Origin of the sequence: Exiguobacterium sp. UBA3968, assembly GCF_002385115.1 — a bacterium.
Classification (GTDB): domain Bacteria; phylum Bacillota; class Bacilli; order Exiguobacteriales; family Exiguobacteriaceae; genus Exiguobacterium_A.
On the sequence record NZ_DGCW01000005.1, the window covers coordinates 559,696 to 577,177 of the forward strand.

18 protein-coding genes are annotated in these 17,482 nt (G+C 48.3%); 12 read left to right on the plus strand and 6 right to left on the minus strand.

Going from position 1 to position 17,482, the window contains the following annotated elements:
• The first annotated feature begins 24 nt into the window (after positions 1 to 24).
• The 3 genes from B3S86_RS04490 to B3S86_RS04500 all read left to right on the plus strand — a co-directional run bounded on the left by B3S86_RS04490 (position 25) and on the right by B3S86_RS04500 (position 5,605).
• Positions 25 to 1,398 carry a GntP family permease gene (locus tag B3S86_RS04490; RefSeq protein ID WP_290749572.1) on the plus strand — a complete coding sequence of 458 codons (1,374 nt, stop codon included), beginning with the start codon at positions 25 to 27 and terminating at the stop codon, positions 1,396 to 1,398.
• Positions 1,399 to 1,553: 155 nt separating this feature from the next.
• Positions 1,554 to 3,077, plus strand: a complete 1,524-nt coding sequence (locus B3S86_RS04495; RefSeq protein WP_035408477.1) for a cardiolipin synthase — start codon at positions 1,554 to 1,556, stop codon at positions 3,075 to 3,077.
• A 152-nt stretch (positions 3,078 to 3,229) separates the two neighbouring features.
• A complete protein-coding gene (locus B3S86_RS04500; RefSeq protein WP_290749575.1) occupies positions 3,230 to 5,605 on the plus strand; it encodes a glycoside hydrolase family 31 protein in 2,376 nt (791 codons plus the stop codon).
• A gap of 74 nt (positions 5,606 to 5,679) precedes the next feature.
• Here B3S86_RS04500 and B3S86_RS04505 read toward each other — a convergent pair whose 3' ends face one another.
• The 3 genes from B3S86_RS04505 to B3S86_RS04515 all read right to left on the minus strand — a co-directional run bounded on the left by B3S86_RS04505 (position 5,680) and on the right by B3S86_RS04515 (position 7,871).
• A complete protein-coding gene (locus tag B3S86_RS04505; RefSeq protein ID WP_290749578.1) occupies positions 5,680 to 6,480 on the minus strand; it encodes an SMI1/KNR4 family protein in 801 nt (266 codons plus the stop codon).
• Positions 6,481 to 6,590: 110 nt separating this feature from the next.
• On the minus strand, positions 6,591 to 7,172 hold the full coding sequence (locus B3S86_RS04510; RefSeq protein WP_035408471.1) for a DUF1643 domain-containing protein: 582 nt from the start codon (positions 7,170 to 7,172) through the stop codon (positions 6,591 to 6,593).
• Positions 7,173 to 7,187: 15 nt separating this feature from the next.
• Entirely contained in the window at positions 7,188 to 7,871 is a 684-nt protein-coding gene (locus B3S86_RS04515; RefSeq protein WP_290749582.1) for a lytic transglycosylase domain-containing protein, read from the minus strand.
• A gap of 107 nt (positions 7,872 to 7,978) precedes the next feature.
• Between B3S86_RS04515 and B3S86_RS04520 the strand changes: the two genes are divergently transcribed.
• From B3S86_RS04520 to B3S86_RS04540, 5 genes are all read left to right on the plus strand, one after another.
• The gene (locus tag B3S86_RS04520; RefSeq protein ID WP_290749585.1) at positions 7,979 to 8,653 is read left to right on the plus strand and encodes a CPBP family intramembrane glutamic endopeptidase; all 675 of its coding nucleotides are present in this window, start codon (positions 7,979 to 7,981) and stop codon (positions 8,651 to 8,653) included.
• A 147-nt stretch (positions 8,654 to 8,800) separates the two neighbouring features.
• Entirely contained in the window at positions 8,801 to 9,223 is a 423-nt protein-coding gene (locus B3S86_RS04525) for a hypothetical protein (protein WP_035408466.1), read from the plus strand.
• Positions 9,224 to 9,635: 412 nt separating this feature from the next.
• On the plus strand, positions 9,636 to 10,316 hold the full coding sequence (locus B3S86_RS04530; protein ID WP_056060756.1) for an ABC transporter ATP-binding protein: 681 nt from the start codon (positions 9,636 to 9,638) through the stop codon (positions 10,314 to 10,316).
• Entirely contained in the window at positions 10,313 to 11,131 is an 819-nt protein-coding gene (locus B3S86_RS04535) for a hypothetical protein (RefSeq protein WP_290749590.1), read from the plus strand. Before B3S86_RS04530 ends, B3S86_RS04535 begins: the two co-directional genes overlap by 4 nt.
• A gap of 12 nt (positions 11,132 to 11,143) precedes the next feature.
• Positions 11,144 to 12,214 (plus strand): hypothetical protein, encoded by a 1,071-nt coding sequence (locus B3S86_RS04540; protein ID WP_035408460.1) that lies wholly within the window; start codon positions 11,144 to 11,146, stop codon positions 12,212 to 12,214.
• A gap of 94 nt (positions 12,215 to 12,308) precedes the next feature.
• On the opposite strand, the gene B3S86_RS04545 is transcribed toward B3S86_RS04540, so the two are convergent.
• The 3 genes from B3S86_RS04545 to B3S86_RS04555 form a co-directional block, all read right to left on the minus strand.
• On the minus strand, positions 12,309 to 13,202 hold the full coding sequence (locus B3S86_RS04545; RefSeq protein ID WP_035408459.1) for a hypothetical protein: 894 nt from the start codon (positions 13,200 to 13,202) through the stop codon (positions 12,309 to 12,311).
• 89 nt (positions 13,203 to 13,291) lie between these two features.
• Positions 13,292 to 13,498 (minus strand): DUF2922 family protein, encoded by a 207-nt coding sequence (locus tag B3S86_RS04550; RefSeq protein ID WP_035408457.1) that lies wholly within the window; start codon positions 13,496 to 13,498, stop codon positions 13,292 to 13,294.
• 35 nt (positions 13,499 to 13,533) lie between these two features.
• Positions 13,534 to 13,761 carry a hypothetical protein gene (locus B3S86_RS04555; protein WP_035408455.1) on the minus strand — a complete coding sequence of 76 codons (228 nt, stop codon included), beginning with the start codon at positions 13,759 to 13,761 and terminating at the stop codon, positions 13,534 to 13,536.
• Positions 13,762 to 13,829: 68 nt separating this feature from the next.
• On the opposite strand from B3S86_RS04555, the gene B3S86_RS04560 reads away from it, so the two are divergent.
• The 4 genes from B3S86_RS04560 to B3S86_RS04575 all read left to right on the plus strand — a co-directional run bounded on the left by B3S86_RS04560 (position 13,830) and on the right by B3S86_RS04575 (position 17,453).
• Positions 13,830 to 14,825, plus strand: coding sequence for a potassium channel family protein (locus tag B3S86_RS04560; protein ID WP_231496867.1), 996 nt, complete (start codon positions 13,830 to 13,832; stop codon positions 14,823 to 14,825).
• Positions 14,826 to 14,894: 69 nt separating this feature from the next.
• Complete coding sequence (locus B3S86_RS04565; protein ID WP_035408451.1) at positions 14,895 to 15,587, plus strand: hypothetical protein; 693 nt, start codon at positions 14,895 to 14,897, stop codon at positions 15,585 to 15,587.
• Between the two features lie 59 nt (positions 15,588 to 15,646).
• Complete coding sequence (locus B3S86_RS04570; RefSeq protein WP_023467922.1) at positions 15,647 to 16,060, plus strand: hypothetical protein; 414 nt, start codon at positions 15,647 to 15,649, stop codon at positions 16,058 to 16,060.
• 49 nt (positions 16,061 to 16,109) lie between these two features.
• On the plus strand, positions 16,110 to 17,453 hold the full coding sequence (locus tag B3S86_RS04575) for a S8 family peptidase (RefSeq protein ID WP_290749603.1): 1,344 nt from the start codon (positions 16,110 to 16,112) through the stop codon (positions 17,451 to 17,453).
• The last annotated feature ends 29 nt before the right edge of the window (positions 17,454 to 17,482 follow it).

Consider the following 17,482-nt stretch of genomic DNA (forward strand, 5'->3'; position numbering starts at 1 on the left):
CGCTTACATAAAAGGGGTGTCAATATGTCTGGATCCGGAGTTCAAATGGTAGCAGGACTAGCTTTAGCAGTTACAATTCTAATTATTTTAGTTTTAAAAACCAAAGTACATGCTTTTTTAGCACTAATTATCGCTGCTTCTATCGCAGGAATCGTAGGCGGGATGAAACCAACTTTAGTAGCGGATACCATTTCAGCAGGATTTGGTAGTACGTTAGCCTCGATTGGTATTGTCATTGGATTAGGGGTCATGATTGGTCGGATTTTAGAAGTCTCCGGAGCAGCTGAAACTTTAGCGTACGCTCTATTAAAGGCAGTCGGAAAAAAGAAAGAAGAATGGGCAATGGCGATTGCAGGATATGTCGTATCTATTCCTATCTTTGTCGATTCAGCGTTCGTCATTTTAAATCCTTTAGTTAAGGCGTTATCTAAACGGACAGGAAAATCAGTTGTATCACTAGGGGTTGCTTTGGCAGTAGGTCTTGTCATAACACATTCACTTGTTCCTCCAACTCCCGGTCCGCTAGGTGTAGCGGGTATTTTTGGGGTAGATATCGGATTAATGATTGCGTTAGGTCTTGCCTTTGCGGTTCCAATCATGATTGCAGGTGTATTGTACGCTAAATGGATTGGAAAGAAAATCTATCAAGTACCGAATGAAGAAGATAATGGATTTATTCGTCCGACTCAACAAGTTGCTTATCAAGAGTTTTTGGAGTTAGCGTCTGCAAGAGAGAAAGAATTACCTTCTCTAGGTCGTTCACTCTTACCCATACTTTTACCTATATTATTAATCTTTTTAAATACAACGTTAACTGCGATTGAATTAGATTCTGGAATATACAGTGTTTTGATATTCTTAGGAAAACCAATCATTGCGGTAAGTATTGGATTGTTAGCTGCAATTTATGCTTTAGCAGGAAACCTAAGTCGTGCAGAATCGTTAGATCGAATGGAAGAAGGGATTCAAACAGCTGGTATTATCTTGTTAGTAACTGGTGCGGGTGGAGCGCTAGGAAATGTTTTACGCGAAAGTGGTGCTGGAAATTATATTGCTGAACAAATTGCAGATTTACCACTCCCGGCAATTTTAATCCCATTTTTCGTTGCTACGATAGTTCGTTTAGTTCAAGGAAGTGGAACAGTTGCTATGATTACAGCTGCCTCAATTTCTGCACCGATTTTGTCACAGATGGACGTGAATATGGCGTTAGCAGCCCAAGCTGCTGCCATGGGATCAATGATTTTTTCTTACTTCAATGATAGTTTATTTTGGGTAGTAAACCGGATGCTTGGAATCAAAGAAGTTAAAGAACAAATCATGGTGTGGTCTGTACCTACAACAATTTGTTGGGGTGTAGGATTGGCTTCTTTACTTGTTGCAAATTTGTTTTTATAAAATTAATTTTGACAATAAATAAAAATATATACTATCAATTTCATTTACCGTTTTATGAAGAGAAACTATCATGTAGTTTCTCTTTTTTGTTATATTTTCATAGTGAATGGGGAAAGAATACTAGTGAAGGTATGTTAATTGAAGGAGGAAGGTCTGTGCGCAACCGGATTTTACAATTCGCGCTTGTATTTTTAGTCGCCGGCGGAATTATTTGGGGACTATATCAACTCGGCTATTTATTTTATGTCTTAACGATTTCAGCGACGGTTGTGCCGCTCGCCGTCATCATGATCATCTTCATCGAGAACCGGACAGCGGAATCAACGATCGCTTGGTTTCTCGTCCTGATTTTCTTACCGATTCTCGGTGTCATCATCTGGTTGATGTTCGGTCGGAATCCACGGCGTCGCCGCCGGAATCGTCGTTCGCATGACGAACGAAAATTGCTGAAACAAGCGATTCGTCCAGTCCGGTCGCTTGCCGTCAGTGAATTGCCACCGAATCACTTGAAGCTTGCGAACACGATTCGCAACTTCGGTGGTGGCGGGGTGGACGTTCATACAGCAAGTGAGATTCTGACGAACGGGGAAGAGACGTTCCCGGCGATTCTTGACGCAATTCGTCAAGCGAAACATCACGTCCACATCCAGTACTACATCTATCGAAACGATGAGACAGGCAAGGCAATCCGGGAAGCATTGATCGAGCGACTCGAAGCGGGAGTCGAAGTGCGGTTCATGTATGACGGACTTGGAAGCTATATGCTTGGTGAGAATTTCCTACGTCCGTTACGCGACGCTGGGGCACATATCGCAGCCTATGATCCAATCTCGAGTCCCTTATTCATCTTCACGGCGAACTTCCGCAATCACCGGAAAATCGTCGTCGTTGATGGGAAGGTTGGCTTCACCGGTGGACTGAACGTCGGTGATGAGTACGACAGCAAGAGTAAGAAGTTCGGGTTTTGGCGCGATACGCATTTACGGCTCGAAGGACGTGCCGTTAAGGAATTACAAGCGACGTTCCTCGACGACTGGATTTATGCCCAAATCGAATCGGACGACACATGGGAGACGTTTGCGGGGGAAGAGACAATCCACCAGTACTTCCCGAAACATGATGTGGCGTCCGACGGAGCGATTCAAATCGTCACGAGCGGACCGACCTCGAAGGATCCCGCGATTCGCAATGCCTTGATTGCGGCCATCATCTCGGCGCAACGCTCGATCTGGATTGCGACACCGTATTTGATTCCGGACAATGAGACGATGACGCTACTTCGACTTGCTGCACGTGCCGGGCTTGACGTCCGCATCCTGACACCGGGGAAAGGCGATAGTTTTACGTCTTACTACGGCACCCGTTCCTACTTTGGACCACTCCTGAAAGATGGGGTCAAGATTTACACGTACAACCGTCACTTCATCCATGCCAAACTGTTTCTCGTCGACGGCAAGATCGGTGCCGTCGGAACGGCAAACATGGACATTCGCAGTTTTGTCCTCAACTATGAACTAATGGCGTTCCTGTACGATACGGAAAGTGCCGAGCAGCTCGAGCGTGACTTCATTGCTGATTTCGACGTCTCGATTCAGTTATCATCGAATGATTACGTCAAACGCCCGCTCCGCTTCCGGATTTTCGAGTCACTTTCGCGCTTGATTTCACCCTTATTATGACGTAACGTCCCGCATCTATTTTCAGGTGCGGGACATTTTTAGGTTGATTCTTCCTTGAAGTGGGAACATGAACTCTTATACACTAGATGTGTAATCGGTTGCACACTACTTAGCCTGGAAGGAAGTGAAAGGGACGGAAGTCCCGAACCCGTATGCGAACAATTGATGAATCCCATTTCTACACGCGCGACATGAAACCACAAGCACGACCAGACGCTATCCTCCAAGGAGATGTCTACCGTTTCACGGTCTTGACGAGTCGGATGATCCGACTCGAATACGCGGCGGATGGACAATTCGAGGATCGACCGACCCAAACGGTCTTCAATCGTGATTTCCCGGTACCTGCTTACCGCATCGTCGAAAACGAGGAAGAATTGCAAATCATCACCGAGCACGTCCATCTGCATTATACAAAGGGACCGTTCGCTGCGAACACACTTTATATCGATGTCTTAGGGAACTTCAGTACCTATTACAGCCGTTATACGTTCGGCGGACCGCTCCGGACGTTAAAAGGAACGGCACGGACGCTTGACCACGCGGACGGTGTCATTCCTCTCGAGGAAGGAATTGTCTCACGGCAAGGATACGCGGCGATCGACGATTCGAACGCCTTCGTACTGACGGAAGACCACTTCGTCGAACCGCGTCGCTCTGGTACGCATGACATCTATTATTTCGGATACGGTCACGACTACAAACAGGCACTGCGTGACTTCTACCACCTGACAGGACCGACACCGATGTTACCGCGTCAGGTACTTGGCAACTGGTGGAGTCGCTACTGGCGATATAGTGAGAAAGAATATAAGGACTTGATGACACGCTTCAATACGGAAGATATTCCGTTCTCGGTCAGCGTCATTGATATGGACTGGCACGTTACCGATATTCCGGAACGATACGGAAGCGGTTGGACGGGTTATACGTGGAACCGTGATTTGTTCCCGGATCCACGCGGATTCTTGCAATGGTTGAAGGACGACGATCGGATGGTCACGCTCAACTTGCATCCGGCGGACGGTGTGCGTGGGTTTGAGGAAGCATACGAGGCGATGGCGGTCGCGATGGGTGTTGATCCCGAATCGGATGTCCGGATTCCGTTTGATTTTTCGGACCGGACGTTTATCGAGAACTACTTCACGAAGTTGCATCATCCGCATGAGGCGGATGGCGTCGACTTCTGGTGGATCGACTGGCAACAGGGTGCGAACTCGAAGATGAAAGGGCTTGATCCGCTCTGGATGCTCAATCATTACCACGCACTCGATATCGCCCGCGATGGTAATCGACCGTTGATCTTCTCACGTTACGCGGGACCCGGAAGTCACCGTTATCCGGTCGGTTTCTCGGGTGATACGATCATCTCGTGGGCATCACTCCAATTCCAGCCGTATTTCACGGCGACGGCGTCGAACATCGGTTACGGATGGTGGAGTCATGATATCGGGGGTCACCAGCGCGGGGAAAAAGATGACGAGTTATCGACACGTTGGCTCCAGTACGGTGTCTTCAGTCCGATTATGCGTCTGCATAGTACGATGAGCATCTTCAATGGGAAGGAACCATGGCGCTATTCGACCGATGCGGCGAACGTCATGAAGAAATATTTACGACTTCGGCATCAGCTCGTGCCGTACATCTACACGATGAATGCCCGCAATCACTTTGACGGCTTGCCCCTCGTCTCACCAATGTATTATGAGCATCCAGAAGACGATCAAGCATACAATGTCCCGAATCAGTTCTACTTCGGAACGGAATTGATCGTCGCGCCGATGGTCACACCGATGCACCGGAAACTGCACATGACGGCTGCGACTGCATGGTTGCCAGAAGGAGAATGGTTCGATTTCTTCAATGGGCACCGTTATCGAGGTGGCAAACAGATCCGTCTGTTCCGCTATCTCGAAGACCAAGGCGTACTTGCGAAAGCCGGTGCGATCGTCCCACTCGGTCGTCATCTCGAACATTCGAATGCATTGCATAATCCGGACGATCTCGAAGTTGTCGTCTTCCCAGGAGCCTCGAACCGGTTTACGTTGTTTGAAGACGACAGCACAGGGATTGCACACCGCGATGGCGTCAATGTTGAGACGACATTCGCGCTCGACTGGGAAGCGCGTGAACTGACGATCGCTGCACCGACTGGACATCGTGACTTGCTACCGGAAAATCGGTCAATCACATTGATTTTACGCGGGGTCCGCGAAGGTTACGTCCAGCGCGACGGGGAAAGTGTCACCGGCGTCTATGATCATGCGACGCAGTCACTTCGTGTCGAACTCGGTGAAGTGACGGATACGATCACGTTGTCGCTCCAAGTCGAGATGTCGACGAACGAGAACAAGATGGACCGGTTGTATGCGTTCCTCGATCAAGCGGAAATCAGCTATGACCTGAAGGACCGTTTGTACCGTCTATTGTCACAAAAGCTCGATCCGGTCAACATGATGCACCAGTTGCAAGCACTTGAACTGGAGAAGGATCTTGTCGACTGCCTGCTTGAGTTGATGTTGTCTTAAAAGATTTTACATGCATGCAACAAGCCAGTATTCGTCATCCGTTTGGACGAGGAATACTGGCTTTATGGTTTAGGTCATAACTCTTCGTCTTTCTCTTCGTCCATCCAAGACAACAGATCCTCTGCATCGAGATCGTCACCTTTGCTGAGGATCAAGGCAGTGACGACATCTCGTTTCTGGTCTAATAAATCCGGGTTGTTCGTCAAGACTTCTATGAGGTAATACGCATAAGAGCCAAGGAAATCAGGCTGGTCGTTTCGTTCGATCAGTGTCATGAACGCTTCGATGAGTTCTTCTTGTTCTTCATCGAGAATCATCCAGTGGGAGTAGGCGAGGAGTTTTTCGTTTTCATCATCTCCACGGAGAATGTCCTTGATTTCAGGTAACGTCAGAAATACGACATCCGGCATGACGACTTCCGGAACATCGCTACTCAGCTTCGTTAACCACTCGTCGTAGGTTGACGCAACGAAATGGGTCGTCTCGTCCGAAATGTCGAGACACCAGACAGTCGGCTCAGTATCTTCCGTAAAGTGGAAGTACCAAAAATAGCTACCTTCTCCTTCAGCGAACATCATGACGTTCCCTTCGACGTCCCATTCCCGGAGGACCGACAATTCGTCCAGATACCGCTCGAATGTCAATGATGTCATCGAGCAGAGCGGAAGATGTAGGCCCGTTTCTTCGTCCGACCATGTATTCTCGAACTCGACCATCACGACCTTCGCTTCTGGAACACCACCGTTTTGCTTTCGCATCTGTTTGAGGTAGCGAGCGGGGAGTCGACCGCTGACGGCTTGCTCGATTCGTGTGATGTCTGTTTCTTTGACTGAAATGATCGTTTCTTCTTGTAGATCTTCATCCCAAAATGGCATCATATGACCTTCCTTACTATGTAATGATTGAAGTAGACCTTGATTATACGAAATATGTTTGGAAAATGTTTCAAAAAAAGACCCTATCCATTAAGGAAGGGTCTATTGTGTCATTTACGACGCAATTTTTTCGCTTTTTGTTTCATGTCGTTATACGTGATCATTGGACTATCGTCCATCGTCAAGCGCAGATGGTTCGGTTCACCTTTGTTCGTGATGCCGGAGCAATAAAGGATGTCAGCATATTGATCAAACAGTTCCTCATATGCCGGCAAGTGGTGCATCAGACGACCAGGAGAACCCCAGCCACAGAGGACGACGCCATTTTTCGCTTTGACATCGGCAAGCGTCTTCGCTACGAACTCATAGTTCGTCTCATCGAAGCTTGCTTGAGCGAACGGTAGATCCTCGCTGACGAGAAGGTCCGGCATCAAACTGATGATGTCATATTGTTTGACGGGGTCATTGACATACTTCTTCATCAAATTGTACGCACGTTGTGTCGTCGTTCCAGAGAGAAAGGCATCCGTCGTCCGTGGTGTGTAAATTAAAGCGGCGACGTGCGTTCCTTCTGCGATGTCGTCAAAGATATAGCTGCGTAAATAGCGTTTCGTCTTGTCTCGATCAAACGTCGTCTGGACGCGGATCGACGATTCCTCAATCAAGAGTTCGGAAGAATCGGCTGGTGTCATGGGTGGTGCCTCCTTTTAATTGGTCAAACGTGAGCTGATGTGAAGGAAGAACGCGAGTGTCTTCTTCTTGAGGTCGAGGTCGTTCGCATCGATCGCCTCGACGTGTTGCTGGTAACGATCGTATTGGGCGAGCACGTCAGAGACATATTGTTCACTGCGATTGTATTCAAACAGTGCTGTCGCGAGCGTGTCTCGGTCGGATGTCTGTGTGACATCGTGTTGCTTCAGGTATTTCGCTGCCGTGTGGGCGCTATCGACGAGACTTGTCGGGTCGGCTTTCCCGTCGCCGTCCGCGTCCACTCCGAGACCACCATATTTCTCGATGGCTTCCGGATCCGTGACGTCGATGCCGTCATGCTCGATGTCACCGAGCGACGTGCCACCTTTGTATCCCCAACCGACCCATGTTTTCGGCATGAATTGGAACGGGCCGATGGCGCCAACGGACGATTGCATCGCTGACGAGTTCGAGAAGATCGTCTCGACGCGATGAATGGAGGCGAGTAGCTTCCAGTCGATGCCGTAACGTGCCGCGGCTTGTTCGTAGATGTCGATGTTCTCGGCAGGTACGCCATGCTGTCCATAATACGTACGATACATTTCATTTTGAACACGTTCCCGATTTTGCCAGTAGATGAAGCTACTGACGATGAGGGCGAACAGTACGAACAAGATGCTGATTCGAAAAACTTTTCGCATATTGTTCTCTCCTCTGTTTAGGATTCCACTGAATGGTATCATATTTTAATAGGGTCTAATAGCACTTTCTGTGACGGGAGTGTGGAATCAAAAAAGGAGTCGAAGTCATGTATCTCTTCGTAAATGGGTTTTTACTCGGATTACTCGTCGTCCTTTCGATCATCGCAGCGGTCCGTCCGGTCGATTTGACGATCGTTCCTCGCAAGGAATTCTACCCCTCGATGGTCCAGTCAAGCGGGATCTTATGTTTGTTGCTCGTCGGTGGAACACTGATCAGCGGCACACAGTTGCCGGAAATCGGCGTGACGTTTGTTGTCCCAAGTGGTCCGGTCTGGTACGCGACAATCGGACTGATCGTCATTCTCTGTATCGTCTTGCTTTTGACAGCGACCGTTCCGGCGTTTCGCAAACGTTTGTTGCCGCTTTATCAAAGTGAGGCGGAGCGACTGATTCTGCCACGAACGAAAGAGGAACGGACCGGGTTTCAGATGGTCGCGCTGATGGCAGGAGTGACGGAAGAGTTGATTTATCGCGGATTTCTCTTTCATGCTCTCGGATTATTTTTACCGTTTTCTAACGTCAGTTTCGTCTGGATCGGGGCAATCTTGTTTGGTGTCGCGCATCGTTATCAAGGGTGGTTCGCAATCCTCGTGACAGGACTGATCGGGGCGGGATTCGGTTACTTGTATCTAGCACTTGAGACGCTCTGGCCGCTGATCATCATCCATGTCTTGATCGATCTCGTTGCTGTCTACATTTACAAGGACGATGTTAATTCCTGACATCGTCAAAAAGCGTTGAATTTGGTAGACTGAATGTCAAGCGAAGTCATCGTTTAAAATGGTCAAGTTGACGGTTGCAGAACAGGTCAAATGACAGGTAAAATGAGAAGGTAAACGCTTACACATCAAAAGGAGATGGATGAAACCATGCGAACGATCACTTCCACTGGCGAGCGAAAAAAGACGAGTTGGACATTGAATATCGGCAATCAGCCACATTTGATGATGGATGGTGTGACAGAACAAACGCTTGATGCCGAACAACGTGTCGTCTATAACGAATTTTTGATTCCGACGACGGACACTTTGATTCATCGGTTCAAAGCCCGCTTCCCGAACCATCTCTGCGAGAACGGGTATGATGTGTATGGCGCTGCCGCTTTTGACGAACAGGTCGTCGAACTGATCTCGAATTGGTTCATCGAGCTGGTCACCGTCTTAACAGCGATGCAGCGGACGAAAGGCATTCAGCATGTCCAGATTGAAGGCGGTGTCGCAAAACGGACCGACTTCTTACCGACCGTGCGTCGGACATGCCGGGCACTGGAGTCAACGATTGATATTTATTGAAGCACCAGTCACGTGTTCAGAGGGGGCGTCCGTTAGGATGTCCTCTCTTTTTTTAATCAACGAATCGAGAAAATTCGACGTCGTGAAAACAGCGTGCACTTTTTTGTTCATCTCGAATCGTTTTCCTGGGACAAGCATCGCGCCGCTTCACTTCGTTGCAGGGTCGCTCCTGCTTGTTTTTCCTTAGGAAGCGATTTCGAGTGAACAAAACGTCTCTCTTCTTTCATGAATTAAAAAGCAAAAACGAAGTCGAATACTCGCGGAGTCGGACAGGATTGTCCGGCTCTTTTTCATTTTCTGGATGATAGCAGGGAAAAAACAGGTTGACGCTAGACTGTATGGCATGTACCATACAGTTAACAGATGTACTATTGTCTTAATACAATGGTGATAATCAAGGAGGGTGAATCCGATGCTTGAGGTAAAAGGGTTACAGAAGCGATATGGACGAAAAAAACAGGTCTTACGTGACGTGACGTTTTCCGTCGGTCTAAACGAAGTGACATGTTTGATCGGCTTGAACGGGGAAGGGAAGTCAACGATCCTAAAAGCAATTCTCGGTCTGATTCCGGTAGATGCCGGGACGGTGACGGTCGACGGTAAAACATCGCGCGACAAAATTGCGTTCGTGCCTGATCTTCAGACGATGCCGAGCTACATGACAATCGGACAAGCGCTCGCATATATGGCAGATCATTATCCGGACTGGAATCAAGAGACAGCGGAACGGTTACTGCAGACGTTTCAGCTGTTTACGACGGATAAAATGGCGAACTTATCAAAAGGGAACAAAGCGAAGTTCAATCTCGTCTTAGGATTCGCCCTCGATCGTCCATACATATTACTCGACGAACCGCTCGCGGGAATCGATTTGTTCATGAAGGAACAGATTGCCTGGATTTTCTCAAGTGAGTTCATGGAAGGACGGAGTATCCTGATGACGACTCACGAAATCGCTGAAGTCGAGCAAGTGATCGACCGAGTGTTGTTCTTACGAGACGGTCAGATCGTCGAAGTCAAAGAGACGGATGAACTGCGAGGTCATCATCATCAATCGGTCCAAGACCGGATGCGGGAGGTATATCAAGGATGAAACGCTGGTTGTTATTAACGAATGAAGAACTGAAACGAAGTACGAAAGTATTGGTGTTGTTGATTTCAGGCTTGATCGTCGCGGAAATCGCGTCTCTGCTCTATCAAATTTACGATTATCAAAGCACGATCGAGAAAACGATGCGGATTGAACAGATATCAGAAATGGACGCAATTGCGCGAGCAGGTGGTGCGTTGACATTCGCACAGGCAACGGATTTTTACGATTCAATCATTGTATTAGCAATGGGGATGATCATCCTGTTTGCGTTTTGGATTTGGTACCGCGACTGGATAGGTGAGACGAAGTACATCTACAGATTGCTATTGTTACCGGGATCACGCCGGGCGATTTTTGGGTCGAAAATGACGGCACTTTTACTTGTCGTGACTAGTTTGATCGGAATTCAGTGGGGGCTGTTGTTGCTTAGTCGTAATCTCTACTTATGGTTGTTACCAGATGCTCAACAGGTCACAGCCAGCATCAATGAATACTCCATCTATATGAAGTTGTTCTATACGATGTATCCGAGTGATATTTTATTCATCTTACTGATGACATTCATCGTCATCTCGTTCGTCTTCATGACAGTATTACTTGAACGATCGTTCCGAAAGGGAAAAGCGTTCTTGCTCGTCGGATTACATGGGATTGCGTTGATTGGCGGTTATATCATTTTGGGCTTAGCATTGTCAGCTATTTCGAACGATTTGAGTCAATTGCACATGCAATTTTATCTCGGGTACATCGTTCTCTTAACGTTATATGTGTCGTACAAAAATCTGCGGTTAGTCCAGACGCGTCTATCCGTCTAAAGGAGAAATCTCATGAAACGATATCGTCAACTTCTGATCTATGGAGTGATCATTCTCATAACAATCGGAAGCTACATCGGCTACACGCTGTCGATCAAAGGAGCAGACTTTTCGCTCGAGACCGTCAGTGGAAAACCTTCGCAAATCGAAAATTTTAATTTGCGTCTTCAGACGAAAGGCATGCGTTCGACGATTTATGATGTCAACGCTAAGGGAGACATCGAAAAACAGTCAAATTCTTACGTCGGACAACTATTCCGTGAAGATAGCATGACGGATTTGCCAGATAAATATTACGAATTCACGACGCATATGGAAACGAATGTAAGTGGAGATGGACAATCAGAGTATGCGATTCAGATCAAACATAATAAACTGCAATTTAAGATGTTTACGTTTAAGACGGAGGAGATGTTCGAGAAAACATTTCAGTATGATACAAAACTTGAGACGGGGATGGACATACAAGCCAGTGTCGTCGATAAACAGGCGATGAAGGTCTACATTCAACTCGATCGAGTCGATCAGCCAAGGGAAACGAAACTGCTTGTGCTCGATTTAACAGGCGACCGGGTTGAAGAGATCGTTCTTCAAAAGCCAGTAGCGCCTAAACACGCTCGTCAATTTTTAGCGATTCATCAAAATGAGGTCGTCTACACGGAACAACCGTCTGACAGCGATGAGGAGAACACTAAACTATCTTATTTCCTCGATGACGGCAAAAGCGTTCGTTCCATCAAGGAGTTGAATCAGCAGCAAATCGGTTATACGCCCTATGCGAACGGTCGTTATCTCATCGGCTTCCGCCTGCCGGAAGGGGAGACGAAACGAATCGAATGGTCGATGTTCGACTTGGAAACGAAACGATTATCCGAGCATAGCGTAAGCAGTCCGCTCGTTTTGAAAAAGATTGATTGGTTGGATTCGAAGGATGAGATGCAGCTTTATCTCTCTTCCGAGACAAACGATGGATTCCAAGTGTCCGTGATCGATCTGAAGAATGAGCAACTGATGTATCAAGGAGAAATCAAAGATGCGAATCGTAAAAAAGGAACGCGTATCTATGATTTTGCGGTTCAATGATCCACGAAAAAACGCTTCGTCCCGGAAAAACTTATCCGGGACGAAGCGTTTTTTTCGTTTTGACTAGGAATCGATACGTTCTAGGGCGAAAGCATCAAGACGTGAAATTTTTCTCTGCCGCTTTACAGGCACGCAATAAGGCATCCTTGAAGAAACGATCTTCCTGCGAAGCGAGTTGTTGTGTCGCTTCCTCGTCTCCGCGCAGTGAGCGGGCGAGCATCTGAATGACCTTGACCCAGCGCCGGACGTGATCAAGTTGCGGACGACCCATCGCGACGTACACCGTGAACCAATCATTCTGATCGCGACGGATCATCCGTTGGAACAGTGATTTCGCGAGATCGACTTCTTCGGTCGTCGGGAGTTCGTTCGTCTCGAAATAACGACGTAACGCGGCAACGGCAGTTGCGTACGCTGCTTTGACGTCGTCTGACGGCTGATGCTTACCGTAGTCGGATGTCGACAGATGAAGTAAGGCAGGTTTTTTCTCGACACCCGTGATCCAGGCAGAGATCGTCTTATTGCCTTTATAGGCTTGACGGTTCGCGACCGGGAGCTTCGCCGTGACGTTTCCGACTTTCCCGATCAAGGTCACTTTGTTGTTACGATCCTGAATTTCGGTCACTTTCAACTCGACCGTATCACCCATTTCATGAGGAATGGCTTTCGGCTGGAGCTTTTCTCCTGCCGAGAGCGGCGAACGCTTGCGGATCATCCGCAATGCTTCTTGTTCAATCCGGTCGTCAAGCGACCACAGATGTTCCGGTGGGACGTTGCGGAACCGGCGACGTCGGACCTTGATGTACTGGTCAAGCGCGTCAGCAGCTTGCTCCCGCGTCGATTCGCCACGTGCGACGGGGCCGATGATGTCTCGGAGCGTAATGGATTCGAGACGTTCCATGATGCCTTCGAACGGGATGAGTTCCATTACGTAGAGACTACAGACGACGAGTTCGCATTCGCGAGGAGTGAGTGGGCGTTTGGCCATAAATTGACTTCCTTTCAGCTGGTTGATGTTTCTAGTATACCAAAAAAAAGCCATCGTCACGTAATCCCGTGACGATGGACTGAAAAAGCTTACAAGACGAATGGCGATTCCGAACTATTTTGCAATTCAGCGGACGCGAGACGTGTGACACCGTTCATGAACGGGTCATGGGCGACGAACAAGTCACCGATTGCTTTGATCTCAGCCACGGTCGCATTTTCCTTCGCACCAGCGATCCGCAAGCGATACGGTTTTTTTGTCACCGTATCAAATGTCAGGACGATCGTATGTTCCATCAATGGTCACTCCTTTCATGAAATGTAGGGACGAGTTATGCCTTGAGTAGAGCGTAGTCACGGCTGATTTCCGTCAGCGCGTAGCGTCCGTCGAGTAAGCTGCCGACCGCTTGACCGATCGAAGCGACGACGTCTGCTGGAAGATTCGAACGTAAGCCGTTATAGCGGCGGCGAGCAACGACGGCATCACCGTTTGCTGTCACCTTGTCCTTCCGCTCGAAGACAATGACGAGACTCGTCTTGATTTCTTCTGCTTGTGTCATGTGTATCACCTCCTTCACCCTTATTGACAGGGAAAGAGACCGGATTGTTCGAAAGGAATGAAAAAAAGATGGTCTGGTTACGTTTTTTACGAAAAGTATCGTTTTTACGCATGCGGACGCTCGGATATGCGTCCTTGATCTTCGTCTTTGGTGTCGCGGGCATCATGTATGCTCTTGAGCCAGAGACGTTCGGATCCTACTTCCGGGCCGTCTACTGGACGATGACGACCGTCGTCACGGTCGGGTACGGCGACTTCTTCCCGAATTCTGATACCGGTCGGATTCTGACGATTTTCGTCTTCATCTTTGGAATCGGGATCGTCGGGGGACTAATCTCAAAACTGGTCGACGGTGTCCAGTTGATTCGCAATCAAAAGGAAAGAGGGTTATTACAAGTGAAAGAAACAGGGCATACCGTCGTTTTCGGTTACAGTCGGCGTTCGAAGCACGTCATCGATTCATTACTCGAACATACGGATGTCGTCCTCGTCGATGATTTAGAGCGCGAGCCATTCAGTCACCCACGATTTCATTACGTCTGTGGTGATCCGGCACTGACATCGACGCTCGAACGGGCACACATCGAAAAGGCAGTTCGCGCGATCGTCCTCGCCGATCATTCGATTCCACCGGTCCATGCTGACGGACGGACATTGTTGATTGCTTCAAGCATCGAACGGGCGAATCCGAACATTTATACAATCGTCGAAATGATGCTTGAAGAACACCTCGACAGCTTCGAACAGGTTAAGGTTGATGAGGTGTTACTTGGTGATGAGACGATTGCCCGGATGGCGATCCTCGCGTCCCATCATCCTGGTGTGACGAAGGTCGTGACGGATTTGTTGACGAAGGACGGTGAGGGCATGTTCTCGATTCCGAGTAGACCGGAGTGGGGGACGTACCGTGACGCCTATCATGCCTTGCTAGAAGAAGGCGTCACGATCTTATCTGATGGAAAACGACTCGATTTGAACCGTCGACTCGATGAAGCGATTCCGAAAAACGGGACGTTGATTGTCTTGTGTTCGGAGGAAACCGCCCAACGAATCGGAGCGATTTAGAGAAGAAAGGATTTAACCAATCTTTTTTCGGGTATAGTAAATAAATTTACTAGACGGAGGAAAAAGATTATGACACAACCACAACCAGAATGGATTCAAGAATTATTTGAGACGGTCGATCAAGGCGAAATTAAAAATGCACCAAAATTACTCTATATGGCACTGACGCTTGAACCAAATTATTTTACAAAAGCAGTTAGCCGATTCAATCAACGGTTAGAAGTCGAACCATTAACGGACGTTTCGGAATTGTTGACGGTCTATCGTCAATTTTTCCTTTCAGCTAATCCATCAGAGGAGTACTGGTCACTTGCCTGGAACGAACTCATCCAGACGCTACAACATATGATTGACCGGCCGGAAGCTCATCAATTACTTAAAGAGCATGTCGATTTACTCGACTGGTGGTCGAGCGAATCGTTGCTTTCACTCCCGAGCTGGTTGACGATTTTAGATGTCGCTGAACGAATCGACGCGCTTGATCAATTTAGCAGTTATCTTCCAGATATCTTCGAGAGTTATGCGCTTGAAACGGCGAAGGACGAACCGTTTGCTCGTCTTGCCTGGTACGCACTCGCAAGCAATCAACAAGAGTTGCTTGCCCCTTACAGAGACCGGATTGAAGCCGGTTCTTCAAAGGAAATTCAGTCTCTTCGTCAAGCGGATCTCGTCGATCAAATTGAAACGACGCGGGTCGTTATGTTAAAGTCGAAAGATAACGAGCCGATTGAATTAACATTTGATCGAAAATGGACATTATAAATTATCGAAGAAAAAATGACACCTAGAAGCCGCACGAATTCAGTCCGAGGGGTGTAGGGATGATTCACGTCAATTTACCGAGTGGTGACTATGTCGTGTTAGTAGAAATAAATCGTGAAGTGCTGCTGTGTCATTCGATTGAAGAAGCGGAACAAGCACAACGCGACCGGTATGAACTGGTCGGACGGATGAGCGAACGCTTGCCGGCAGAAGTGATTGGACCCTCGATTGCGGATTTTGTCCGCTTTTCGACCGGGTTCATCGGCGAAGAAGTGACGTGGCACGAGGAGGAAGAAGCCTTCTTTTGCCAACAGTTCGAGACATTCGACGGTTCCCCGTTAGGTGAAGATCTGACGGGGATCGATGCAACGCGTTGGCGTGCGGTCCTTGCACGCTATTATGCTTACGTGACGATCGGAAAGATCATTCCTTTTGAAGTCAGCGAAGAACCGGACGGCACGGTTCCGCTTTAGTCCAGACGATTCTTCGGTCGGCGCGTAATCAGAGAAGGGCAGGGTTCCCATGAAAAAGCAACTTGCACTACTCACGCTAGCGACAATCGTCGCCATGCCAACGTCTGCTTTCGCGCAGTCTCAATACGTACAATATGATCCGACGTTTACAGAACAACAAAAACAAGAGTGGTTGGCGAATCAGGGGCTGACCGAGATTCGTGCCTTGAAACAAAAAGGATTCTCGCTCGTCGAGCCGCTTGCGCATCTCGAAGAAAAGGATATCGATGCCGATTTGATTCCAATCACGGACGTCAAGAGAGCAACGGATTCCGCTCAATTTCAACAAACGTATCTTGATCAGTCACGCATTCCGGCTTACTGGAAGTACAGCCGCGGAAAATCGGACATCCGAGTTGCAATCATCGATGATGCAATCGATACGAAACACCGCGAGTTCAAGGACGTCATCTATAAGACGACGACGATTTCTGGAATCCGGAAACCAGACGACCACGGGACACACGTTGCCGGCATCGTTGCGGCGCGTGAAGACGGTCAAGGAATTGTCGGTGTCGCATCTGGTGTCAAATTGATCGGGGCCGATGTCTTCGACGGAGACTTTGCCGCATCGATCGACATCGGCGACGGTATTTTGTATGCAATCGAGCAGGGAGCAGATGTCATCAATCTCTCACTCGGACAATATGAGTTTGATCCGTACATGGAAGCAGCGGTCAAAAAGGCGGAAGCGAAGAACATACTCGTCGTCGGAGCAGCCGGAAACGACGGGCGCAATAAAGTACTCTTCCCAGGATCGATGAGTCAAGTCGTCGGTGTCGGGTCCGTTGGAACGCTGGGGCGTGCCTCGACGTTCTCGAACTACGGTAAAGGAGTCAACATCATGGCACCGGGGGAAGGGATCTACTCGACAATCGTCGGCAACAAGTACGGCTACTTGGACGGAACATCGATGGCGACACCGGTCGTCAGTGGTGTGTTGGCGCTCGCGAAATCGAAGAACCCATTCGTCTCGAACACGACGATGCGCAGTAAGTTATATGCTGCAGCGACGAAAAAATCAGGTGATACGAAGTTGCATTACGGAGCAGGTCGCTTGAATGCCGGAATCTTAGCGACACTGCCGGCACCGATCTCGAAGATCTCGTTACCGGCAACGGTTAAGCCGAATCAGGCGTTTACATTCTATTTTGATGAGTATGCGAGTGCGAAGACGACGACACGTCTCTATAAGGACGGGAAGGTCGTTAAGACATTCACGCAATCGAATTTAACGAACGGTACGCATAAGTTTACGTATAAGTTGAAAGACAAGGGGTCATATAAGCTTGTCTTTACAACGACAGGTGGACGGCATACGCGGACCGTCGAACGCTTACTGACAGTCAAATAAAAAAGCGCCTCCCACTGAGTGGGAAGCGC